Source organism: Candidatus Obscuribacterales bacterium (assembly GCA_019744775.1).
In the GTDB taxonomy this organism is placed as follows: domain Bacteria; phylum Cyanobacteriota; class Vampirovibrionia; order Obscuribacterales; family Obscuribacteraceae; genus SBAT01.
Window position 1 is genome coordinate 509,368 of sequence record JAIETZ010000002.1, and the last position, 18,770, is coordinate 528,137.

12 protein-coding genes are annotated in these 18,770 nt (G+C 46.6%); 3 read left to right on the forward strand and 9 right to left on the reverse strand.

Annotated elements, in window-relative coordinates; genetic code table 11:
- Window positions 1-10: 10 nt before the first annotated feature.
- Window positions 11-1,006, reverse strand: coding sequence for a UDP-glucose 4-epimerase GalE (gene galE, locus K2Y22_05705; protein ID MBX9877935.1), 996 nt, complete (start codon window positions 1,004-1,006; stop codon window positions 11-13).
- Between the two features lie 219 nt (window positions 1,007-1,225).
- On the opposite strand from galE, the gene K2Y22_05710 reads away from it, so the two are divergent.
- Window positions 1,226-1,942: a class I SAM-dependent methyltransferase gene (locus K2Y22_05710; protein ID MBX9877936.1), complete on the forward strand. Its 717-nt coding sequence runs from the start codon at window positions 1,226-1,228 to the stop codon at window positions 1,940-1,942.
- 51 nt (window positions 1,943-1,993) lie between these two features.
- Here the strand turns inward: K2Y22_05710 and K2Y22_05715 are convergent, their stop codons facing one another.
- Genes K2Y22_05715 through K2Y22_05735 form a run of 5 tightly spaced genes read right to left on the reverse strand, consistent with a single transcriptional unit; the run spans window position 1,994 to window position 12,790 of the window.
- On the reverse strand, window positions 1,994-4,807 hold the full coding sequence (locus tag K2Y22_05715) for a hypothetical protein (protein ID MBX9877937.1): 2,814 nt from the start codon (window positions 4,805-4,807) through the stop codon (window positions 1,994-1,996).
- 10 nt (window positions 4,808-4,817) lie between these two features.
- Window positions 4,818-7,535, reverse strand: coding sequence for a hypothetical protein (locus tag K2Y22_05720; GenBank protein MBX9877938.1), 2,718 nt, complete (start codon window positions 7,533-7,535; stop codon window positions 4,818-4,820).
- The gene (locus K2Y22_05725) at window positions 7,522-9,366 is read right to left on the reverse strand and encodes a glycosyltransferase family 39 protein (protein MBX9877939.1); all 1,845 of its coding nucleotides are present in this window, start codon (window positions 9,364-9,366) and stop codon (window positions 7,522-7,524) included. Before K2Y22_05725 ends, K2Y22_05720 begins: the two co-directional genes overlap by 14 nt.
- Window positions 9,367-11,781 carry a YfhO family protein gene (locus K2Y22_05730; GenBank protein MBX9877940.1) on the reverse strand — a complete coding sequence of 805 codons (2,415 nt, stop codon included), beginning with the start codon at window positions 11,779-11,781 and terminating at the stop codon, window positions 9,367-9,369.
- The gene (locus K2Y22_05735) at window positions 11,753-12,790 is read right to left on the reverse strand and encodes a methyltransferase domain-containing protein (protein MBX9877941.1); all 1,038 of its coding nucleotides are present in this window, start codon (window positions 12,788-12,790) and stop codon (window positions 11,753-11,755) included. Before K2Y22_05735 ends, K2Y22_05730 begins: the two co-directional genes overlap by 29 nt.
- Window positions 12,791-13,004: 214 nt before the next feature.
- On the opposite strand from K2Y22_05735, the gene K2Y22_05740 reads away from it, so the two are divergent.
- Window positions 13,005-13,820 carry a class I SAM-dependent methyltransferase gene (locus K2Y22_05740; GenBank protein MBX9877942.1) on the forward strand — a complete coding sequence of 272 codons (816 nt, stop codon included), beginning with the start codon at window positions 13,005-13,007 and terminating at the stop codon, window positions 13,818-13,820.
- Window positions 13,821-13,824: 4 nt separating this feature from the next.
- Here the strand turns inward: K2Y22_05740 and K2Y22_05745 are convergent, their stop codons facing one another.
- On the reverse strand, window positions 13,825-14,859 hold the full coding sequence (locus tag K2Y22_05745; protein MBX9877943.1) for a glycosyltransferase family 2 protein: 1,035 nt from the start codon (window positions 14,857-14,859) through the stop codon (window positions 13,825-13,827).
- A gap of 186 nt (window positions 14,860-15,045) precedes the next feature.
- Between K2Y22_05745 and K2Y22_05750 the strand changes: the two genes are divergently transcribed.
- Window positions 15,046-16,263 (forward strand): DUF1574 domain-containing protein, encoded by a 1,218-nt coding sequence (locus tag K2Y22_05750; GenBank protein MBX9877944.1) that lies wholly within the window; start codon window positions 15,046-15,048, stop codon window positions 16,261-16,263.
- Here the strand turns inward: K2Y22_05750 and K2Y22_05755 are convergent.
- Window positions 16,246-17,178, reverse strand: a complete 933-nt coding sequence (locus K2Y22_05755; protein MBX9877945.1) for an NAD-dependent epimerase/dehydratase family protein — start codon at window positions 17,176-17,178, stop codon at window positions 16,246-16,248. The two genes, K2Y22_05750 and K2Y22_05755, sit on opposite strands and share 18 nt — an antisense overlap.
- The gene (locus K2Y22_05760) at window positions 17,178-18,611 is read right to left on the reverse strand and encodes a glycosyltransferase (protein ID MBX9877946.1); all 1,434 of its coding nucleotides are present in this window, start codon (window positions 18,609-18,611) and stop codon (window positions 17,178-17,180) included. Before K2Y22_05760 ends, K2Y22_05755 begins: the two co-directional genes overlap by 1 nt.
- Window positions 18,612-18,770: the final 159 nt, after the last annotated feature.

The window sequence follows — 18,770 nt, forward strand, 5'->3', positions numbered from 1 at the left end:
TTGATTGAGATCAATACCGACGATTCTGCTCCCAATTCCAAGCAGTTTCAATAGTCTTTCTTAGATCATATTTCGGTTGCCAGCCAAGTAACTCTTTCGCCTTGCTGCAATTTGCAACAAGCTTAGCTACATCACCTGGTCTACGCTTGGAATACTTCACCTTAATGTCTTTGCCGGTTACTTCTTTGCTTAGATCAATTACTCGTTTTACCGAGGCACCATCGGCGGTACCAAGATTAATCGCTTCAACACAAGTCTTCTTATTCAACAAATCCAAAGCGCGAATATGAGCATCGGCTAAATCATTGACGTGCACGTAGTCACGTATGCATGTGCCGTCGTCAGTTTCATAATCATCGCCAAAGACTTCCAAATGATCTATTTCGCCTTTAGCCGCTTTCAAAGCACGTGGTATCAAATGCGTTTCCGGCTCGTGACTCTCACCGATGAGTCCTGATTCGTCCGCTCCTGCTGCGTTGAAATACCTGAGACATACTGTCGACCAGTTTTTGGTTCTACCGTAAGACCAGAGTGCCTGTTCGATTAAGTACTTGGTTAAACCATAGACACTGACGGGGTTTTGCGGGTGCAACTCATCCAAAGGCGCATACTGGGGATCACCATAGGTGGCACAGCTGGATGAAAAGACAAGTTTCTTTACGCCTAGAGCATCCATCACCTTAAATAATTTGAGACTACCGGCAACGTTGTTTTCGAAGTAGCGCGAGGGCTCAGCCTCTGAGTCTCCAACGTAGCAGAAGCCGGCAAAGTGCATTACCGAATCCACGTAATAACGCTCCATAGCGTCAGCTACGGTACGCTCGTCTGCGATGTCAGCCTCTATGAGGTGAATTCGCTTAGTCAATTCATCACCAAGTGAATGCAGCGCTCGGCGATGTCCCTCAATCAAGTTGTCAACAACAACCACTTCCGAGCCCGGCTTGGACAAGTAATTCTTGACAAAGTGGCTACCAATATAGCCAGCGCCACCGGTTACTAATAGCATTAAGTACCATCCCAACAGGGGTTTGAAGAGTATCAATAACTAGTTTAGCTAAGCTGCTTTAGGGAGAACGACAGCAGCGAACAAATACTCGATGAGTCTTTGCTAAGAAAGCCTCAAAGGCTCGCCAGACGCAGCTCCAGATAAAAATATTCCTTTGACCGGCCTTGTCATTCCCTGCTATCTTTTTTAGATGGTGAAAGCTCATTCCAGGAGTAACCAGTGTCCACAGTCAAAGAAATGCCCAACACCGTGCGCGAGGGAAATCTCACTATTTCCACTCTGCCTATTGTTGAGCCGGAAACACCACCATCAAATATTTTGAGAAAGCTATGTCTTTTTCTCTCAAACGCCATTCTGCAATTTCCATTAATGTTTGAATTGCAACAGAAAGCGCTAGATCAACCAACACTTCTGCGTGCTGAAGTTGAACAAGAGTTGCAACCATTAGGTGATGACTTTATGGTCATCGATTACGGCTGCGGCTCGGGAACTTACACAGGGCTTTTCAATTCAAAAAACTATTTGGGCATTGACTGCAATTTGCCAATGCTGGAAAGAGCAGCGGCAAAACATCCGCAACATTCTTTTGTTCAAGCAAGCGACCTCACCGGCATCAAGTCCAAAATTGGTTCTGTTGGGCAAATTCTTTTAGTCGGTGTTATTCACCATTTGCCCGAAGAATTGCTTGTATCAATTTTGCAAAGCCTCCCTAAGGGCGAGCCAATAAAAATGCTGGCTATCGATACTCTCAAATGTACCTATGGTCCGGGCTGGTTTGTTCAATTGTTTGAACGCGGTGAATTCTTGCGCACTGAAATCGATCACAAGCGCTTATTAGATCGCGTGTCCATTGAAACAAGTTACAAGAAAGTGCCATATGGTCGCTTCTTTGAACTCGCCGTCTACCGCGGTGTAATTCGCCAAGATATTAAATAACGGTTCTGTGCTTAATTGAAGCATCGAACGGGCGCATTGCATGCGCCCGTTCTAAAATATTGCGTTTACCTTGCCCGAGAAGGTCTTGCGATAATTTGCTGTGAAGTTAACAGACAAGTCCTTCAGTAGCGTTTGTCCATATGAGCCGACAACTCCGTATTCCGACACTTGTTCCCAGGGTCCCGGGTAAACTCCAAGCTGCAATTTTGTAACTGCACCTTGCATCGCAGCTATTGGAATTTCTTCGACAATTGCAAAGTCTTGCCAGTCCGTTGTTGCACTGATACTAGACGGAGCATGTGGCAGAACCATGGTGAAGGCATTGTTTTTGCCACCGACAACTACGGGCAAAAGACTAAAGTGGGATTTTTTGTTACCCAAAGACTTCATCTTGCCACTGATATTTACAATAAGATGACTACCTTGAGTTACGTGCTGCGGCACGCTGACCTCAACCGTATTTCTAGCCACGCACTGAAATTGTGCCTTGCTTATGCCAATAACATTGGCGCCTTCACTTGGTACGCGCAACAAAGGATCAAAATCAGATGGGCGCAGGTCTCTAGTACAGGAAGCTCCTCTGCCGGCATCACCGCCAGTTGCACTCGGATTGAACAAAGCAGCCAAGTAAATGTGATACTCGCCTGTCTGTTTGCCTTCTGCCGGTGACAGATCGTCATAGTTACCAAAACCACCAGCTTCCAAACTCGATACAGAAGGCACAAAACGCTTGCTTATCGGTTGTTGCAATCTACCATCCAACAGTTCACCATCATTGCAGAACAATCCGGCACTGAAGCGATCCAAATCCTTGGGATATTGCCCTTCATGTCCGCGCGAATATTCACCATAGACAGTCAGAGGCTCCTTTTCGGCAGAGACAACAATTACGTTGCCGCCCGATAGATGCAGGCAAGATACAGGAACAGACACCGCATACCACTGCTTCCAGTCGTCGAACTTGAACCCCATAGTTCCGGCATATTTGCGCATGGTGTCCAACACCCAATAGGACTGCGGTCGAAACTGTTGAATAATTACCGGCTTATCGGAAAGAACTTGACCGTTAACAGTCACCTTAGCACCGGCCGTTGAACTATCGCCATCAATTAAAACAAGCGCACCACCCAAAGGCTGTCTCAAGGATTTCAATTGTGCATTGTCCAGATCAAGAGTGCGGCAAGCCGACTGACCAGACTGAAGGCGGCACGACCAGGTTAATGGTTCCGCGTCAAAGGCGAACCCGGACAGAACCGCACCGGAGACCATACAAGTAAGCACAGTAAGCAAAATTACAGTTGCGTGTTGTTTCTTCGGCGTCAGAGGCGCCGTGAGGCTAAACGCAGCAAGAATCAGCCAACAAGCTACAAGCCAGGTGGCAAACAACTCAAGTGAATGAGCTGTACTTGCATCACAACCAAACGCAACAAGACGCGACACGTAGTCATTTTTAATCAGATAGCAAAACGCAATTGCCGGAATTGCCAGTTTGATAATTGCTTGCGGTAATTTCCTCATTCTCACAAGCGCATGGGCAAAATATACAGCCAGCAAAACCATAAACGGCATCGCTGTAAAACCATAGCGATTGATAGTTTCAAAAGGCAAATAAATCAAATGCGCTGAGACTAGTGCCAAACTGGCATAGCCGACAAAATTGACTGTTCTGTTTATCGGTTTTGGTGCGGTTAAAAGAACAAAAGCGCCACCCAAGGACAAGAAGCAGAAAAGCCAATGCCAGGCTCGTTGCACATCCATGGATAAGCCCAAAGGATGTTGGCGAAAATCATTCCAAGGCCAAGACCAAATACGAGTTACTTTACGTAGTGCCAGGTTCAACGACTCTTGAGGACGCGTTGTCCAAACTCCGGAAATAGCAGCCATCGGCGATGCTTCATGAGCGAATATCTCTGTCAGAGGGGCGCTTGGTTGAGCGGACCAACCATCGACTTCAACATCGCAGCCCTTAGCCGTGTTGTAAGAAGGAACTCGCGACGGCAATAGTTGAAACGCACCGTTGACGACTTTTGTCGTGATAAGCCAGGGAATGAATGCAGCGACAATGCCGGCAATCACAAGCGCCGGCAATGCAACACGCTTTTTCCAGTTGCAGGCGAACCAGGCAATCAAATGCGCCAAGCCCCAGATAGGCAAAAGCACCGGCTTGAGAAGAAGCAAAAGTCCATCAACCATGCCCAAGAACAATCCCGTCATACGGTCTGTTGTGTTTTGCTTGATGAATTTATCAAGCAACCAAATGCCGGCAAGTAATAAAGTCACAGCAGGCGTTTCGGTGAGAAAGCGGCTGGACGCAACTATGGCAGTCGGATAGAGAGCCCAGCTCAAGCCGGCAGCCAATCCCCAATTTGCACTATTGAGCCATCTTTTCGCAAGAAGGCAGACAAGCAACGAACTTGTCGCATGCATAAGGCTAAGAACAACAATAAGAACGCGCCAATCTGTCGGTTGCGGCACTTTGCCAATGGCGGCAAAAACAATTGCTGCAGTTGTCGGCAATACTGGGCCGTCTAGAATGAGATACTCGCCAAACCATTTTTGCGAACTGACCAAATTATTCAGTGCTGCAAACATATCCCCTTTAGCCAAAGATTCCTGCCACCAGAGGACCATAAGACGAGCAGACTCAAGGTAATGTCTGGAATCAAATATCAAAACAATTTTCGACTCGGAGCTGAGGAGATTGTTTACCAGAGAGACAGCAAGGGCCACAAGAAAGCAAAGAGCAGGCACAATCATAGGCAAAAGCCACGCTTGACTGCTGAGTCGCGTTGCAACAGTAGTTGCGCTACTAGATGTAGCTACCTCACTTACTGCCAACTCTTCTAATTGCTCTTGTACGACCATCTTCAGATTCCTAATAGATTCCCATCCAATGCTTATTCAATGTTGGTTTATTCACCGAACTGACTGCTAACTTCAAATTATGCAAGAGAAGCTTGCCGCCCGTCACATATTGCCGTGGAACATACATCTGCAGGCAAAGCTTACCGATACCACCTTCCACCGCCTCTGACGGCAATATTTCACGCACATTGAGCGGCGCCCAAGCCTTGTTTACATAAAGCACTTTTGGTGTACCCGGCAAAATAATCGGTGCCTTTTTGTCAATCGCTTCAGCGATAAGTACGGCTGTCGTTGGACAGGCTGTGCCTTCAGTCATGATGTCGCCTGTCAAATCAACTTGAATATGGCTCGAATTCGAAACCGTCTGAGGAATGTCCAAGCTTAATTCCTTCATTCCACCGGCATCTAGATCATTAGCTCCAATTGCCAATTGATCTACATACATATCCGCCACGTGCGTTTTCTTAGCCACATGATCGGCGGCAGTATCGCGACAGCGCCCAAGCGCAATGAATAGGCGATAGTCGCCAACCTGCACGCCGGACGATGGTGACAAATCATCGACTTTACCCACGCCGTATTTTGTAAGAGTGTTACGGCTCCTAACTTCCGCGCGAGCAAAAGGCGAAACGATTCGTCCCTCCAGACTATCTACAGAATTCCACAATTTGCCGTGGCTGAAAACTTCAAATGACGGCAAATAGCTTCTTTCGCCGTCTATTGCCGGATAGTCACCATAAAGTGTGGCTTGCTGTCCGGCAGCCGGCTTTACGGTCAGGGTATTTTTACCATCGAGATTGAGCCATTCAACAGGCACCGGCACTGCTCGCCATTGACGCAATTGTTCGGGCTTAATACCAAAAGTCACAGCCTGCAATTGAATTACATTTATCAATTGGTACTTTCTTGGATAAAACTGATAGAGCGATTCGAGCTTCTCAGTCACTTTGTGTCCGTTGACGGCAATCTGAGCTGAAGACAGATTAGTATCACCATCAACAAGAACAAGTGCCCAAGCCGGTTTTGTCTTAGGTTGATTGGCCAGCCACAATTCCCTGGTTGCCACCATGCCGTCTTTCAAAACAGTTTTCCATTCACGCACGGCAGCGCGATGGAATTGCTGGCTGAATAAAATCACACCGGATATTGCAATAAATGCCGCCAAACAAACGGCCAAACGAATCCGTGCCGGCTTTTCCGGCACCATGCGATGCGTTATTCGCCATAGAAGCCAAATAGTCCAACCAATAATTAGCCAACGACCAATAAGTCCCAACCAAAGGGCATTGCTTATATCACCGGTAAGCATCATGGTGTAGGCGATCACATCCGCATCAATTGATATAAGAATCATCAATAGAGAGACGCCTAGTATTGCTACTTCTTTCCACATAGTTTGTCTAGCAAAAATGCCATGCAAAAAATAAACAGCCAAGATCATGACGAAAGGCATGGCTGTAAACCCATAGCGAGGAATTGCTTCAAAAGCCAAATAAGCCAGGTGCCCTAAAATCACCAAACTGCACGCCTCGCCAACAAATAAATTCTGTTTATCGACCTTCGTGCCGATTCTTGATTGAGCCTTAATGCCCGCACAAACGGCAAGGAATCCTAAAAGAGCAAAAAGCCAGATCAGGCGATGAGCTAGTGCTTGCACAGTTGCCGGCACTCCAAACACTTTTGTGCGATAGTCATTCCATGGCAATGAAAACAATCTAGTCGCCTTACGCACGCACAAGCTAGCCAGTTCTACTGGCTTAGCCGAAACAATTGCAGAATAAATATTGAGGACGCCGTCAGCTTCCGTGTACATGTTGCAAGTAATGGTGTACGGGAAACCTCCAACACCGTCGGCTTCAATATCACAACCTTTGACAACATTTAAAACGGGCAAACGCTGCGGGGTCAAGTAGACCTGTCCAACACAAGTCTTGGTGAATATCATCCAGGGAAGAACAGCCAACACCGTACCTAATCCAATAGCCAATAAGGCAAGGATGCGCTTGCGATTACCTTGGAGCTTGAATACGCCCAACAAATCAACAACACCGGAAGCAGGAAATAAAGCTGGTTTGGTTAAAAGTATCAACCCACTAACAAAACCTGCTCCGATAGTTGCACCAATTTGCTTAGCCGCATGACTTCCTGCAACTAGCCGACAAAGCAAATAGACTTGTAAAAGCATGAGCACAATATTTGTTGTCTCGGACATCAGTGTGCGCGTAGCCAAAATAGCTGCCGGATAAAGCCCCCAGGAAAGCCCGGCCACAAAGGACCATCTTTTACTGCCGACAAGCTCGTGAGCAAGCATTGCCACCAGCGCAGCAGCGCAGCCCTGAAGAGCACATTGCAAACCGGAGAAAAGCCACCAGTCACCGGCACCAGGCATTTGACCAAAGCACAAGAAAGTAAAGCTGGCAATAATCGGCAAAACTGGACCATCAAGCATGATGTATTCAATTAACTTGTTCAGGTTACAAGTTGTCGGCGCACCAGTTAATCCATGAAAGAAGAGCACCAGCTGCCTGCATGTCTCCATGTAGTGTCCGGAATCATAGAGCTGTTCGATGGCTGTGCGCTGTCCAATATTTCCAGTTATCCAGCAAACTACAGCAGTTATTAGGAAACATGCCAAAGGGGCAATGGCCGAAGATGGAAAGAAAAACTTCTTTTGATTCTCTAGTTGCTTTAGCTTTGTTACGTTAGCTTGTGATTTAACTTCTGCCATCGTTACCTCTTAGTGACTCCTCAGTTTCTGGAGGCGGAGTAACCAGTTTGTGTTTTTCCGGGTCGATAAACGGTTTATCCGGCACAACGCGCTTAAGAATCAAAATAGACCGGTTGCTGAAGGTCAGCCCGCTAAAGTATTCCTTACGGTTAATTTCCAAATAGCCGGGCACCGGCGAGAAACTAACAATGTACTGATCACCGTCTACACGCCACCAACGCCAGTAATCGCGCATTGACTTGCGCAAATCATTGCGCCAGGTTTGCAAAGCAAGGTCAGGGTTGTATGAAAATACATATTCCGGACCACCATCAATTTGTTTGGGGTTTATGCCTTGCGCTTCCAATTCAGTAATACCTTGCCAGCGCGCGCGGTTCCAACTCATGTAGTCTTGTGTTGCCAGTGTTGAATAAAGAGCAATTACAGCTAAAAGCAAGCATGAAACAATACCTGGTCTGCCCACTTTCCAAAAGCGGCTGATCATTGCTAAAGCAATTAGACAAGGAGCAAAGGCGATTAGGTAGTGCCTATCGGCATCCATAATTATCGTCTCCATGCTCACGCAACCAAGAGATAACAATGCTGCAACAACAACGAAAGAAACCAATATGGCCCGCTTACGAGCAAAAGAATTATGTCCAGCCTTTCTAATTAGGACAATTGCCCGCTCCAATCCGGAAGTAATGATTGTCAGAAAAAGAAAAGCAAAAACACCAGATAAATGTGTCAGCCAAATGCGTGGCGACTTGGAAAGCGTCGGCAGATTGATACCCATCAAATTATGGGCGCCCACTTCCGGCACACGTAAAACATTCATACTAAAAGGCATGAGCCTTCCATCGGCAGCCACCAATTTTGTCAGCGTAGTGGCCATTGCCGCAGCGCTTATAGAAGTCCAAGCTACAAACAACGTCATGCGCTGTTGAGCAAAAGCGAAAAGCTTCGGCACGAAGAGAAGCAATAGAGGCAAACAAAAGATGGCGAAATAGCAAGATATTTGACCAAGCGCCACAGTCATTGAAAAAATCCACTTTGCCGGCGAATGCAGCAAATCACTGACAAATTTCAGATGTGCCTGTTTGAAAGTAGTGTACTCAGCACATTTAGTGGCACCATGCTCCAAAACGGACTCGAGACCAACCGTCCAGGCAACAGGCAAGACAATTAAGAGCAGAAATAAAAGAACTGTCTTTCCGATATTGCCCTTGCGCAGAGACAAACCAATAATGACTAAATTTGCCACTACATATAAAAGAGCACCTTGCCTTACTCCTGCTGCGGCAACGAGCATCACTGAAGAAAGCAGGTAATTCAGTGACGAATCCCGGCGAATACCGCGGAATAGAAAAAGCAAATATAGATTAGTAAAGGCAAACGACGGAATGTCGCTCATGAAGGAGAAGCACAAATTGACAATTAGCGGATTAGAGGCAAATAAAAAGGTTGTAAACCCGGCGATGCTCCGTTTAACTTGAACTTCTCTAAGCGCTAAATAGAGAGCCGCTACAGCGACAATGCCAAGAATTGTCGTAGACCAGTGCAAGACCGTGTAGGAAAAACCAAAAAGCTTACACGCCAGCGCACCGATTCCCACATGGACAAAGGCTGTGGAAAAACTTGTGGGCATTTCAATTTTTCCGTGTTCAATAAGCGAGCGAACGCCATAGCCATATACCCAATCATCATTCAATGAGAAATTGCCGTTAGGTGAAATGACCAAAAGATTCAAAGCTAAATAAGCGGCGATAACAGCCACCCAGGAAAGCATGCCTACTTTCGACGGTCCTTTGACAGTCGTCTTTTCAATTCTTTTTACGGCAGCAACTTGCACCTACCCGACCTCACGAATGAAACGTTTGCCAACGGTCACCATTAACAACAGAAATGCAATTGCACCTATTGCCAAAAGGATTCCCAGAATAAAAGAAAATGGTTGATATACGAATTTAACAACATGCTCTCCGGAAGGAACAACAACACCACGGAAAAGATAATTTGCTCTCAGGACTTCTGTTTCTTCTCCGTCGAGAAGAGCTTTCCACCCTGGGTAATACGTATCAGTCAGTACAAGAATGCCGCCGTGATCCGAGCCTGTCTTTATGGTTACGGAATTTACGTTGTCTCTTTTAACCGATGTCTTATCTTCAACACCGGCAGCACCCACAAAGGATAACTGTGGTGACGGCGACTCCAATACCACCTTGTGATTGTAGTCAAATCCCGCATCGGAAATTAGATCAAGGGCTTTCTGAGAAGAATCAGCGAGCACGTAGTCGTGCACGATGTACGCTTTTGGCAGGGCTGTCGCATTCTCGTAGAGTTTGAACGAGGGATTTTCCCTAATCACTTGAAGTGACTGCCGGCTTTCTGTTTGCAAAGGTAACTGTGTAAGAACGTACTTGACCGATGCCATATCAACCAAGTGATTCAATGACGAGTCAAATACTTCCGTAAACATCTCAAGCTTGGCTCCTGCTGCCTTAGCAAACTGCAAATAACGCTTGGGGAAAAGCACATTGAAGTCACGCAAATCAGGAATGCCATAAACAGTATTGGTGTTGGCACGCAGCAAATGCGGTCCGATACTTATCATTCTGTCGTTCTGGGCTTTCAGGTAAGCCAGAGGCTCAACTTGAGGATAGTTAAACTTGTTTTCGATAGGCAACGATGTGCGAGCTAGAGCCGCCAATCCGACAAAGGCAAGAGTCAAAACAATTACAGATACAACTACGCGATAGCGATCTTTCAATCTATTGCCGATAAGAAGTACAGCTATAAGAGAAATTCCCAACAGACAATCGCGGATCCAATTTATTTTGTCAAAGTACATGTGAGGCAAAATCAAATCAAAGTCGCCACTTCTCAAAGGAACATTGCAGATATTGAGGGCAAATGGAATTAAGAGCGCTGCGGCGACGCAAACACTCACGAATGCTACTGACTTGTTGACACCGAATTTGTTTTCGCTATCACCAGCCAGCACTTTATCCAAGCCAATACCGGCCATGACGGATAAAGAAAGCAAATAAAGAGGCAAGCAGTAGACGGTGACCAACCACAACATCGGCGGATGTTGCAAGACAAAGTCCATTGGTCCCACGCGGCTCATTAGTACAAAAGCAACAAGAGCAACTAGTCCCAAACACTTGGCTATAAGTCCCTTCTTGCCGTTAACAAACAAAGACAAAGGCCAAAGACATGTTGCCACCAATCCCAAGTAGGGGCTGGCTGCTCCAAACCCTGGCTGTAGTAAGTGATAGGTCACACACTGCCAGGGCACATATGCCGATATGCCGACTCCGTATTTGTAGCAATCTGAATTTAGCAAGAATTCAGCAAAGGGCAAAAGCACAGGAGCTGAAAGCAGGAATGTAATTATTCCGGCAAAAGTCAAACCAAAAGCAAAAGCCGTCAGACGTTTATTTACAGTCTCTATTACGCCGTAGCGCGTAGCCGCACCGGAGACGATAAGTCCGCCCATGAGCAAACTGGCAAAGAAAATACCAAAGAAGGAAAGTTCCGGATGCCCGGAAATAATCAGGAGTGTTGAAATAAGTCCGCATCCGACAAAGCTGGAAAATGTTTTGCGCTGTGCGGCATGCACAAAGGCGAAAAATGTCAGAGGGAAAAGACAATATGATGGTCCAGACAATAGTTCCAAATAGAACAATTGATACGGACAAAGCGCATATGCCATGGCGGCAAGTGCTGCAGCCCAACGGCTCAAGCCCAGCTTTCTCGACAGGGCGAAAGTGAAAGCAGCGGCGCCGACGACCAGCAATACCATAGATAAGTTATATGTATACATGGATGGGAAGAACGTAAACAACAGACGCATGGGTGAAAACACACATGCTTGAATATCGCCAATTAAAGGCGCACCACAAGCGCTGTAAGGATTCCACAAAGGCAGGTTGCCGCTTTTCCACATTTGCGCTACGAGAAAATAATGCGGGATGAGCAAGTGAATGATTGAAGGATCACAAAGTGCGCTCTTGCCTGTTGCATACGCACTATAGATAGAATCCCATTCGGCCATCCGGCAAATCTTCGATATGGGCAAGCCGAGAAAAACCGTGCGAAAGAAAAAGAAAAGAACTGTAAGACTAATGCCTAAGTAAGACAAAGCCTCAGCGAAGCTGCCTCTTGTCTTTCCGGAACCGATGGCGGTGCCGGAATAAGACGTCTTCTCCTGCCGAGCAGTTGAAGATACGGTCTTACTTGACTGCGACAGAACTTCTTTCATAAGAGCCAAAACCCGTCCAGCTGTTGCGGTTGTGCCAACGCATTACAGGATGAGCAATTCCTACTTTCTTAAACCAGGATTCCACTTCTTCCCGCTTCAGGTATTCAGCAACTGGAGCTACCAGGTGATCAAAAACAATGTTATGGATTTCCTGGAAATCAAATTGAGAAATGTAGCTCATATAGTCTTCGTAGAATACTCGCGGCAACCACTCAGCGTTTTCACGCAAAGCATGCCACGGGCGAGCAATAAGCTTGGAGTAGAAAACCACAGCCACGGTCAAAAGCGCCGTTATCGTTTTCAAAACGTATGTCGGCAACTTAGAAGTCACTGCCGTTCTAAATGGGGTTACGATATTTCTAATCCACCAGTTGTTTTCATAGCCATAAACCCAAACGCAGATGCTGCCGTCCGGCTTAACTTTACTGGCTAGTGACTTAAAACCACCTTCCGGTGAATCCATATGGTGCAAAACGCCAACCGAATAACCGAAATCAAACACGGGGCGCAAAGGCATATTGGCGATATCAGCTTGCACGATATGTACATTGGGCATTTTGCCAACTTGGGCGTAGGCAATTTCAATGGCATCGCCGATATCTACAGCCACAACATTTTTGGCCATTGACTCAGCGACAACGCGCGTATGGCGTCCCTTACCACAACCGCATTCAAGAACTGTTTTGTTTCTCAGGAATGCAGGAGTAACGGGATTCACCCAATCAAAAAATTGGTTGCGATATTTTTCGTTTTCGCGGCTGAACTGCTGCCATGAAATACCGAATTTGTGACCACTTAAAATGTCTTTCCCGCTGCTCAAGTCCGACAAGACAAAGCGTGGAATGCCACGAACGATGGGATAGCGTTGCGGGCAAGACTTGCAGACAACTTCTCCGGTAATAATTTCAGGCTCGTAAGCGCCGGCGATGTCTTCGGCTTCTTTGACAATCAGCTCAAGGCTCGACTCACATTTGAGACACATCAAAAATTGCAACGCCGAGTGCTTCATGACACCGCCTATATAATGCCGGGGCGCTCTTTACAACTAGCATATTTGTTATAAGCGTAAAGAGACTTGCATATTATAGCTCGGTCCACTTGGCAAAATAGCGGTATGAGAGGCACCTAACATCAAGCAACTCTCAGGTTCAAAATTCAGGAATTCATAGCAACTTTGGGCTACTATCTAACTTTGCCCCGGAAGAGGGGCAGGATTGTGAGCAATGACTCAAGTACTGGACAAATCGGCGCCTGATATTGAACACGCGATTGCCCAAGGGCACTTCGCGTATGATGCCGTATCGAAAATAGATAGACTTCATTTCTGGTACGTAGCTCGCAACGAACGAATTTTTCGCCTGTTCAAAGAGTCGTTTCCTGACTGGCAAAACAAGTCATTTTTAGAAATCGGCTCCGGTGCCTGCAATGTGCTTGGTTATCTCTACGAGCACGGCGTCAAAGACGCTACCGGCTGTGAACAAAACAAATATGGAATTAAAAAAAGCAAGGAACGTTATCCGCAAATACCTGTCTATCCTTGCGATTTGCTCAGCTTAAAAGACAAAACCAGCAAGCGCTTTGACGCCATAGGACTTTTCGATTGCGTCGAGCATATTGATGATGACAAAGAAGCGCTCATACAAGTACGCGAATATTTAAATCCCGGCGGCAAAATTTTTATAACAGTGCCGGCACATAGTTGGCTCTGGTCGCGCATGGATGAAATGTATGGTCATTACAGGCGTTACACGCGCGAGTCATTGACCGACGTGTTGATCGAAGCCGGTTTTAAAAACCCGCAAGTTACGTATTTTTTCGCTCCACTTTTGCCTCTACTCCTGCTACGCATGTTAATGACTTCAGGAATTCCTCAAAACTTGACGGCAACAGAAGCAGCACAGATCTTGTCTGATGAGGTCAAGCTGCCGCCCATGCTGCTCAATCAAATACTTCTAGTAGCGGTGCGCTTAGAACACAACCTTCTGCAAGATCACGACCTGAATTTCGGCGGATCTATCGTCGCTGTTGCGAGTACCTAATTCGTTATTTGACTAAATGTCCGGACTTTGGCTGCACGACTGCTGCAGTTGTTTCTTCCACTGCATCTTGCGCAAATGGCTCACCAAGCCGTTCAGCGACCAAGTAAGTTGGGCGCGCACGAACTTCATCCAGCACTTTGCCCAAGTAAACGGCAACGATACCCGAACACAAAATTTGCAATCCGGCAAAAGTCATAAGAGCCAATGTGACAAAAGCAGGATCCAGGACAGCGCTCTTAGTCATCCCCGCCAAGGCCAACCAGAGCACTAAACCTAGAAAACCAATACCTAATATGACAGCGCCAATCATCGACACCAGATATAGTGGTGCGGACGAGAAGGACAAAATGCCGTCCATGGCCAATATCAAAAGCTTTTTGATGGTGTAGGTACTTTCACCAACTTCACGCGCGTCGCGATCGATAGGAATGCCGACTTGTTTAAAGCCAAGCCAAGGAATCATGCCGCGCAAAAAGCGTGTTCTTTCCGGCATGGATTTAAGAGCGTCCACAACTTTGCGATCAAGCAAACGAAAATCGCCTGTGTCCCACGGAATATCCACGCTGGACATAGCACCAAGAAGACGATAGAAAAGAAATGCGGGAAGACGCTTGCCGAAACGATCGCGTCTTGTCGAGCGTGTAGCGTAGACAACATCAAAGCCTTCACGCCACTTTTGCAGCATCTGTGGAATTAGTTCCGGCGGGTCTTGCAAGTCAGAATCAATGTTGACCACAGCTTGACCAACAGCATGATCAAAGCCGGCAGTAATTGCAGCTTGCTGCCCGAAATTACGCGACAGCATAACCAACTTCACGTAATCAACTTCGCCGGCAATCTGCTTCAATGCAGCAGATGTTTTTACGCCGCTGCCGTCGTTTACAAAAACAACTTCATAGGACATGCCTGTAGGCGAAATAGCCTTCCAGAGTCGTTCCAACAAATGCAGCAAATTGCGTGGATCTTCGTTGTAGACCGCGACAACAATTGACAGTTCAGCAGGCGTGGCAGGCATAGAAATGAATTGTTTCCCTAACACCGGATCACCTTTCTTACTTCCAGCAACGCAAAATTGTCCACCGTTGGGATATTCCTGGTCAACGTTACTCGTGTAAGCTTTGCATACTACTTTAGAACAAGAATAGTTCTAAAACATTAGGAGTAGTCAAGGATAGGTTGGGAATTCCAAACTATACTTGCCTGGACATAAGAGTAAAGCCCAGCCGTGCCTATCGCAACAGCCAAATTAAAACCATCCAAGCCCAAGCAATTGAAGCCCTGGCACTACATCGGCTCGAGCGTCCTTGTTTGGCTCTTGATTGCCTTATTGACTATTGACTATGCCATCTACACACTGCGCCCCTTAAAACATGTTAAGGCAACCCAATATTTACCGCTCGACCAAAATCCTGTCGTAAGCAAAATCCCAGAATTCTTTGAGTCCTCCATAAAACCCGATGCACTGGTTTTGGGATCCTCTTTGCCGATGACAGCCATCGCCTATTGCGATTATCAATACAAAGGCGAACCGGATGCCACCAAAATTGGGCAAGTACGCGTCTACACAAAAGCGCGTTATTTGCAGGACAACTTAACGAGAATCATTGAGCCGCTGAATATTTTCAATCTTAGTTGTTACGGCTGCATGGCATCAGAAGCTTATTTACTCTTGTCGCGCGCCATTGATGACGGACGCAAACCCAAGTATGTTTTTTATGGGATTGCCCCGCGCGACTTTGTCGACAATACGGTTCCTGCAGTTGGAAAGACTCCTGTTTACGAAGTCCTGTCCGACTGGCGTTGCGTCAACGACATTTTCACACGCAACCTGCAATTACCGCAGATTGGCGATTTATTTGCAGGCTACATCTGGTACTACTATCGCGTAAAAGCGGATTACAGAACATTTTTAACGGCCGCCTCGTGTGATTTCTTCAACCGTCCGGCAACTTTATTTGAAGCAACCACACGAAAGGCAGCGCCCAAAGAAGAAATTGCTACGCCAATTCCAACCAAAGAGAATGGTTCCATTTGCACTGCGCTTGAGTCCCAAGTGTCTGCCGCAAAACCGAAATGGGACGACAACTCCGCTGAGTACAAAAGCCGCTACAATCCAGCTAATTTCCAGCGTTACGCGCAAGAACTTTCTTACTTTGAAAGACTGGCAAAGTTGTGCCAAGAAAAACAAATAAAGCTGGTTGTGTTCAACATGCCTCTAATGGATAAGAACAAAAACTTGCTCGACAAAAAACTCTACGACAATTATCTCACCGACACGCGCAACTTCACGCAAAAGTCCGGTGGAACGTATTTGAATTTGGACACACCTGGCACTTACAGCCAGAGCGATTATTTGGATTCCGCCCACTTAAATGCCGTAGGCGGTAAAAAGCTTCAAGACAATTTGATATCCGGACTTGGCGAACTAAACAAGACTAAGTGAGTTTACCCACTTCCAACTGCGTCTCAGTCCTTCTTTGAGATCCATTTCCGGCGCCCACTTGAGACATTTCTTGGCTCTTTCAATATCGAGCACATTGGCCGGCACATCGACTGCACGCGCAGGTGTATAAACAACTTCAACAGGCTTATCGACGACTTCCTTCAACGCATCAATTAGTTGATTGAGTGAGCAGCCTTTTCCTTCGCCAATATTAAACACGCGGTGATCGTTTGGTCCAGGATTGTACTTTGCGCAGGCAATAAGAGCCTTGGTCACATCACCAATGTAAATATAGTCACGCACAACAGAGCCGTCGCCCCAGATTGTTATGGGCTTACCCTGCTGAATATTACCGAGGAAGACGCCTACTGCGCCTTGCTTGGAATTTGGATTTTGCTGTTCGCCATAGGGATTAGACAGACGGGCAACAACATACTCTAGTCCCCACAAATGGTGGAACAATTTCAAGTATTTCTCGATAGCCAACTTGCTTATGCCATAGGAGCAAATCGGTTCTGTTGGATGTTCTTCCGGAATTGGTGTTTGTTGAGGTACACCATATATGGTGCCACCAGACGAGATGAATATTACTTTCTTGACGTTGGCAGCTCGACACTCTTGCAAAAGTTGCACCGTGTCTGCAATGTTTGATCGAACGTCATAAACAGGATCGTCATTAGATGTTTGCGGCAAAGTCGTGTAAGCCAGATGAAAAACTTGATCGACGCCTTTCACAGCGGCAATGACATCGCCATGATTGCCCAGGTCACCAACTACATACTCGACGCCGGCAAATGGCTCGCGATAGCGGCTGGGATAACGGTCTAAAACGCGCACCTGATAACCATCAGCAAGCAGACCCTCAACGAGGTTCGTGCCAATAAAACCGTTGCCACCGATAACAAGTGCTTTCATCAGTCCGCCACTATAGCATATTTAGACTTTTCGCTTTGAGCAGCGGAAGCCTCGTATATCCGCTCAATATCATCGACCATATCGCTAACTGTGCGCTCTGGAGCAATGTTGTCACGGAATGTTTTCAACTTCATTGGGTCAGTTATCACTGACTCTAATTTCTCTTTGAGTGAATGCATGTTGTTAAGGTCAAAAAGCAGACCATTTTGTTCATGTTTAATGAGTTCAGACATACCGCCCAAATCAGTGGCAATTAAAGGTGTTTTAGTGGCAAGCGCCGACTGTATAACAAGCGGAGTATTTTCATACCACCGTGAAGGCACAACCAATGCGTCAATATTGCTCAACACTTGTCCTAATTCAGAGTTCGGGAATGTTCCAGCCAATGTAATTTTGCCGGCATTGACGCCTGACTTAGCCTTTTGCTCAATGACTTTCCCGTATTCGGGAAATTGCTTAAGGTCGCCGTAAATAGTGAGAGTTGCAGCCACATCGGAAGGCAAAGCTTGAAACGCATCAACCAATAAATCAACACCTTTGTGTTCAAAAATTGTGCCGATATAACCAATGCGCACAACATCGCTAGGTGTCTTGTTCACATATGGTGTCAAAAGTTTGGTATCAATACCAAACGGCACCAAATGCAGTCTATCTTTGCTAATACCGTTTTCCGCAAAGATGTCCGCCATGAGTTTTGTCGGCACCATAATTGCTTGCAATTTGTTGGCGGCTTCAATAAGCGCGCCACTTCGCTGGCAAGTCGACAAAGCGGCCGGTACTGCCTTGCCGGAGAGATAAAGCGCATAGAGAGCGGAAAAACCAAGATCATCCAGACCTTTAGGAATAAGTCCCTCTAGTACCGGATATTTCTGCAGTACCGCTTCCTTAAATTCACTGACTGGGGGAAACAATTTCGGCGTATAGCAAGTTAAGCAATTGGCACCTGGTGATTTTGGTCCACGACAAACCTCACCGTCTTGTCTTTTCAATTGAACAAGCGGGCAGACAAACCAAAAGTCTGTTGTCGACGCAATAACTGGAATATTTCTTGCTCTGGCTTTATCAATAATGCTCGCTGACAAATTCTGCGCATGAAAAATATGCACAAGATCGGGAGCGAAGCATTCAAGAATGCCGTCAAAATGCTCAGCGATATGAGGATGATTGAACTCGAAAGAAAATTCGTAGTCCTTCAGGCGCAATGGTTCTTCAATAACATGAACAGGCACACCGTCGTGGACATAGTCACTTACTGCCGAACTGACTTTGGCAGCCGCGCGATTATTAGCGTCCAAATCCGGCGGATTGGCAGTAACGACAAGTACTTCATAGCCGCGCCGCTGTAATTCCTGAGCAGCCTTGAGCGTCAGCACTTCAGTGCCGGCCCGGTGCTCCGGGAAAAACTTGTGAACGGTAAGTAAAACTTTTTTCACGCCAAAGCGCTCCCAAAGCTTTCAACGGAATCCAATCCGGTCACTAATAATACCCCATTTCTCACCCGGCCACTTTGCAGCCAAGCCGGTCTTAGGTACTTTTCACCCGCCCCTCGCACTGCAGGGGCGCATTGCATGCGCCCGTTCCCGGAAACAACC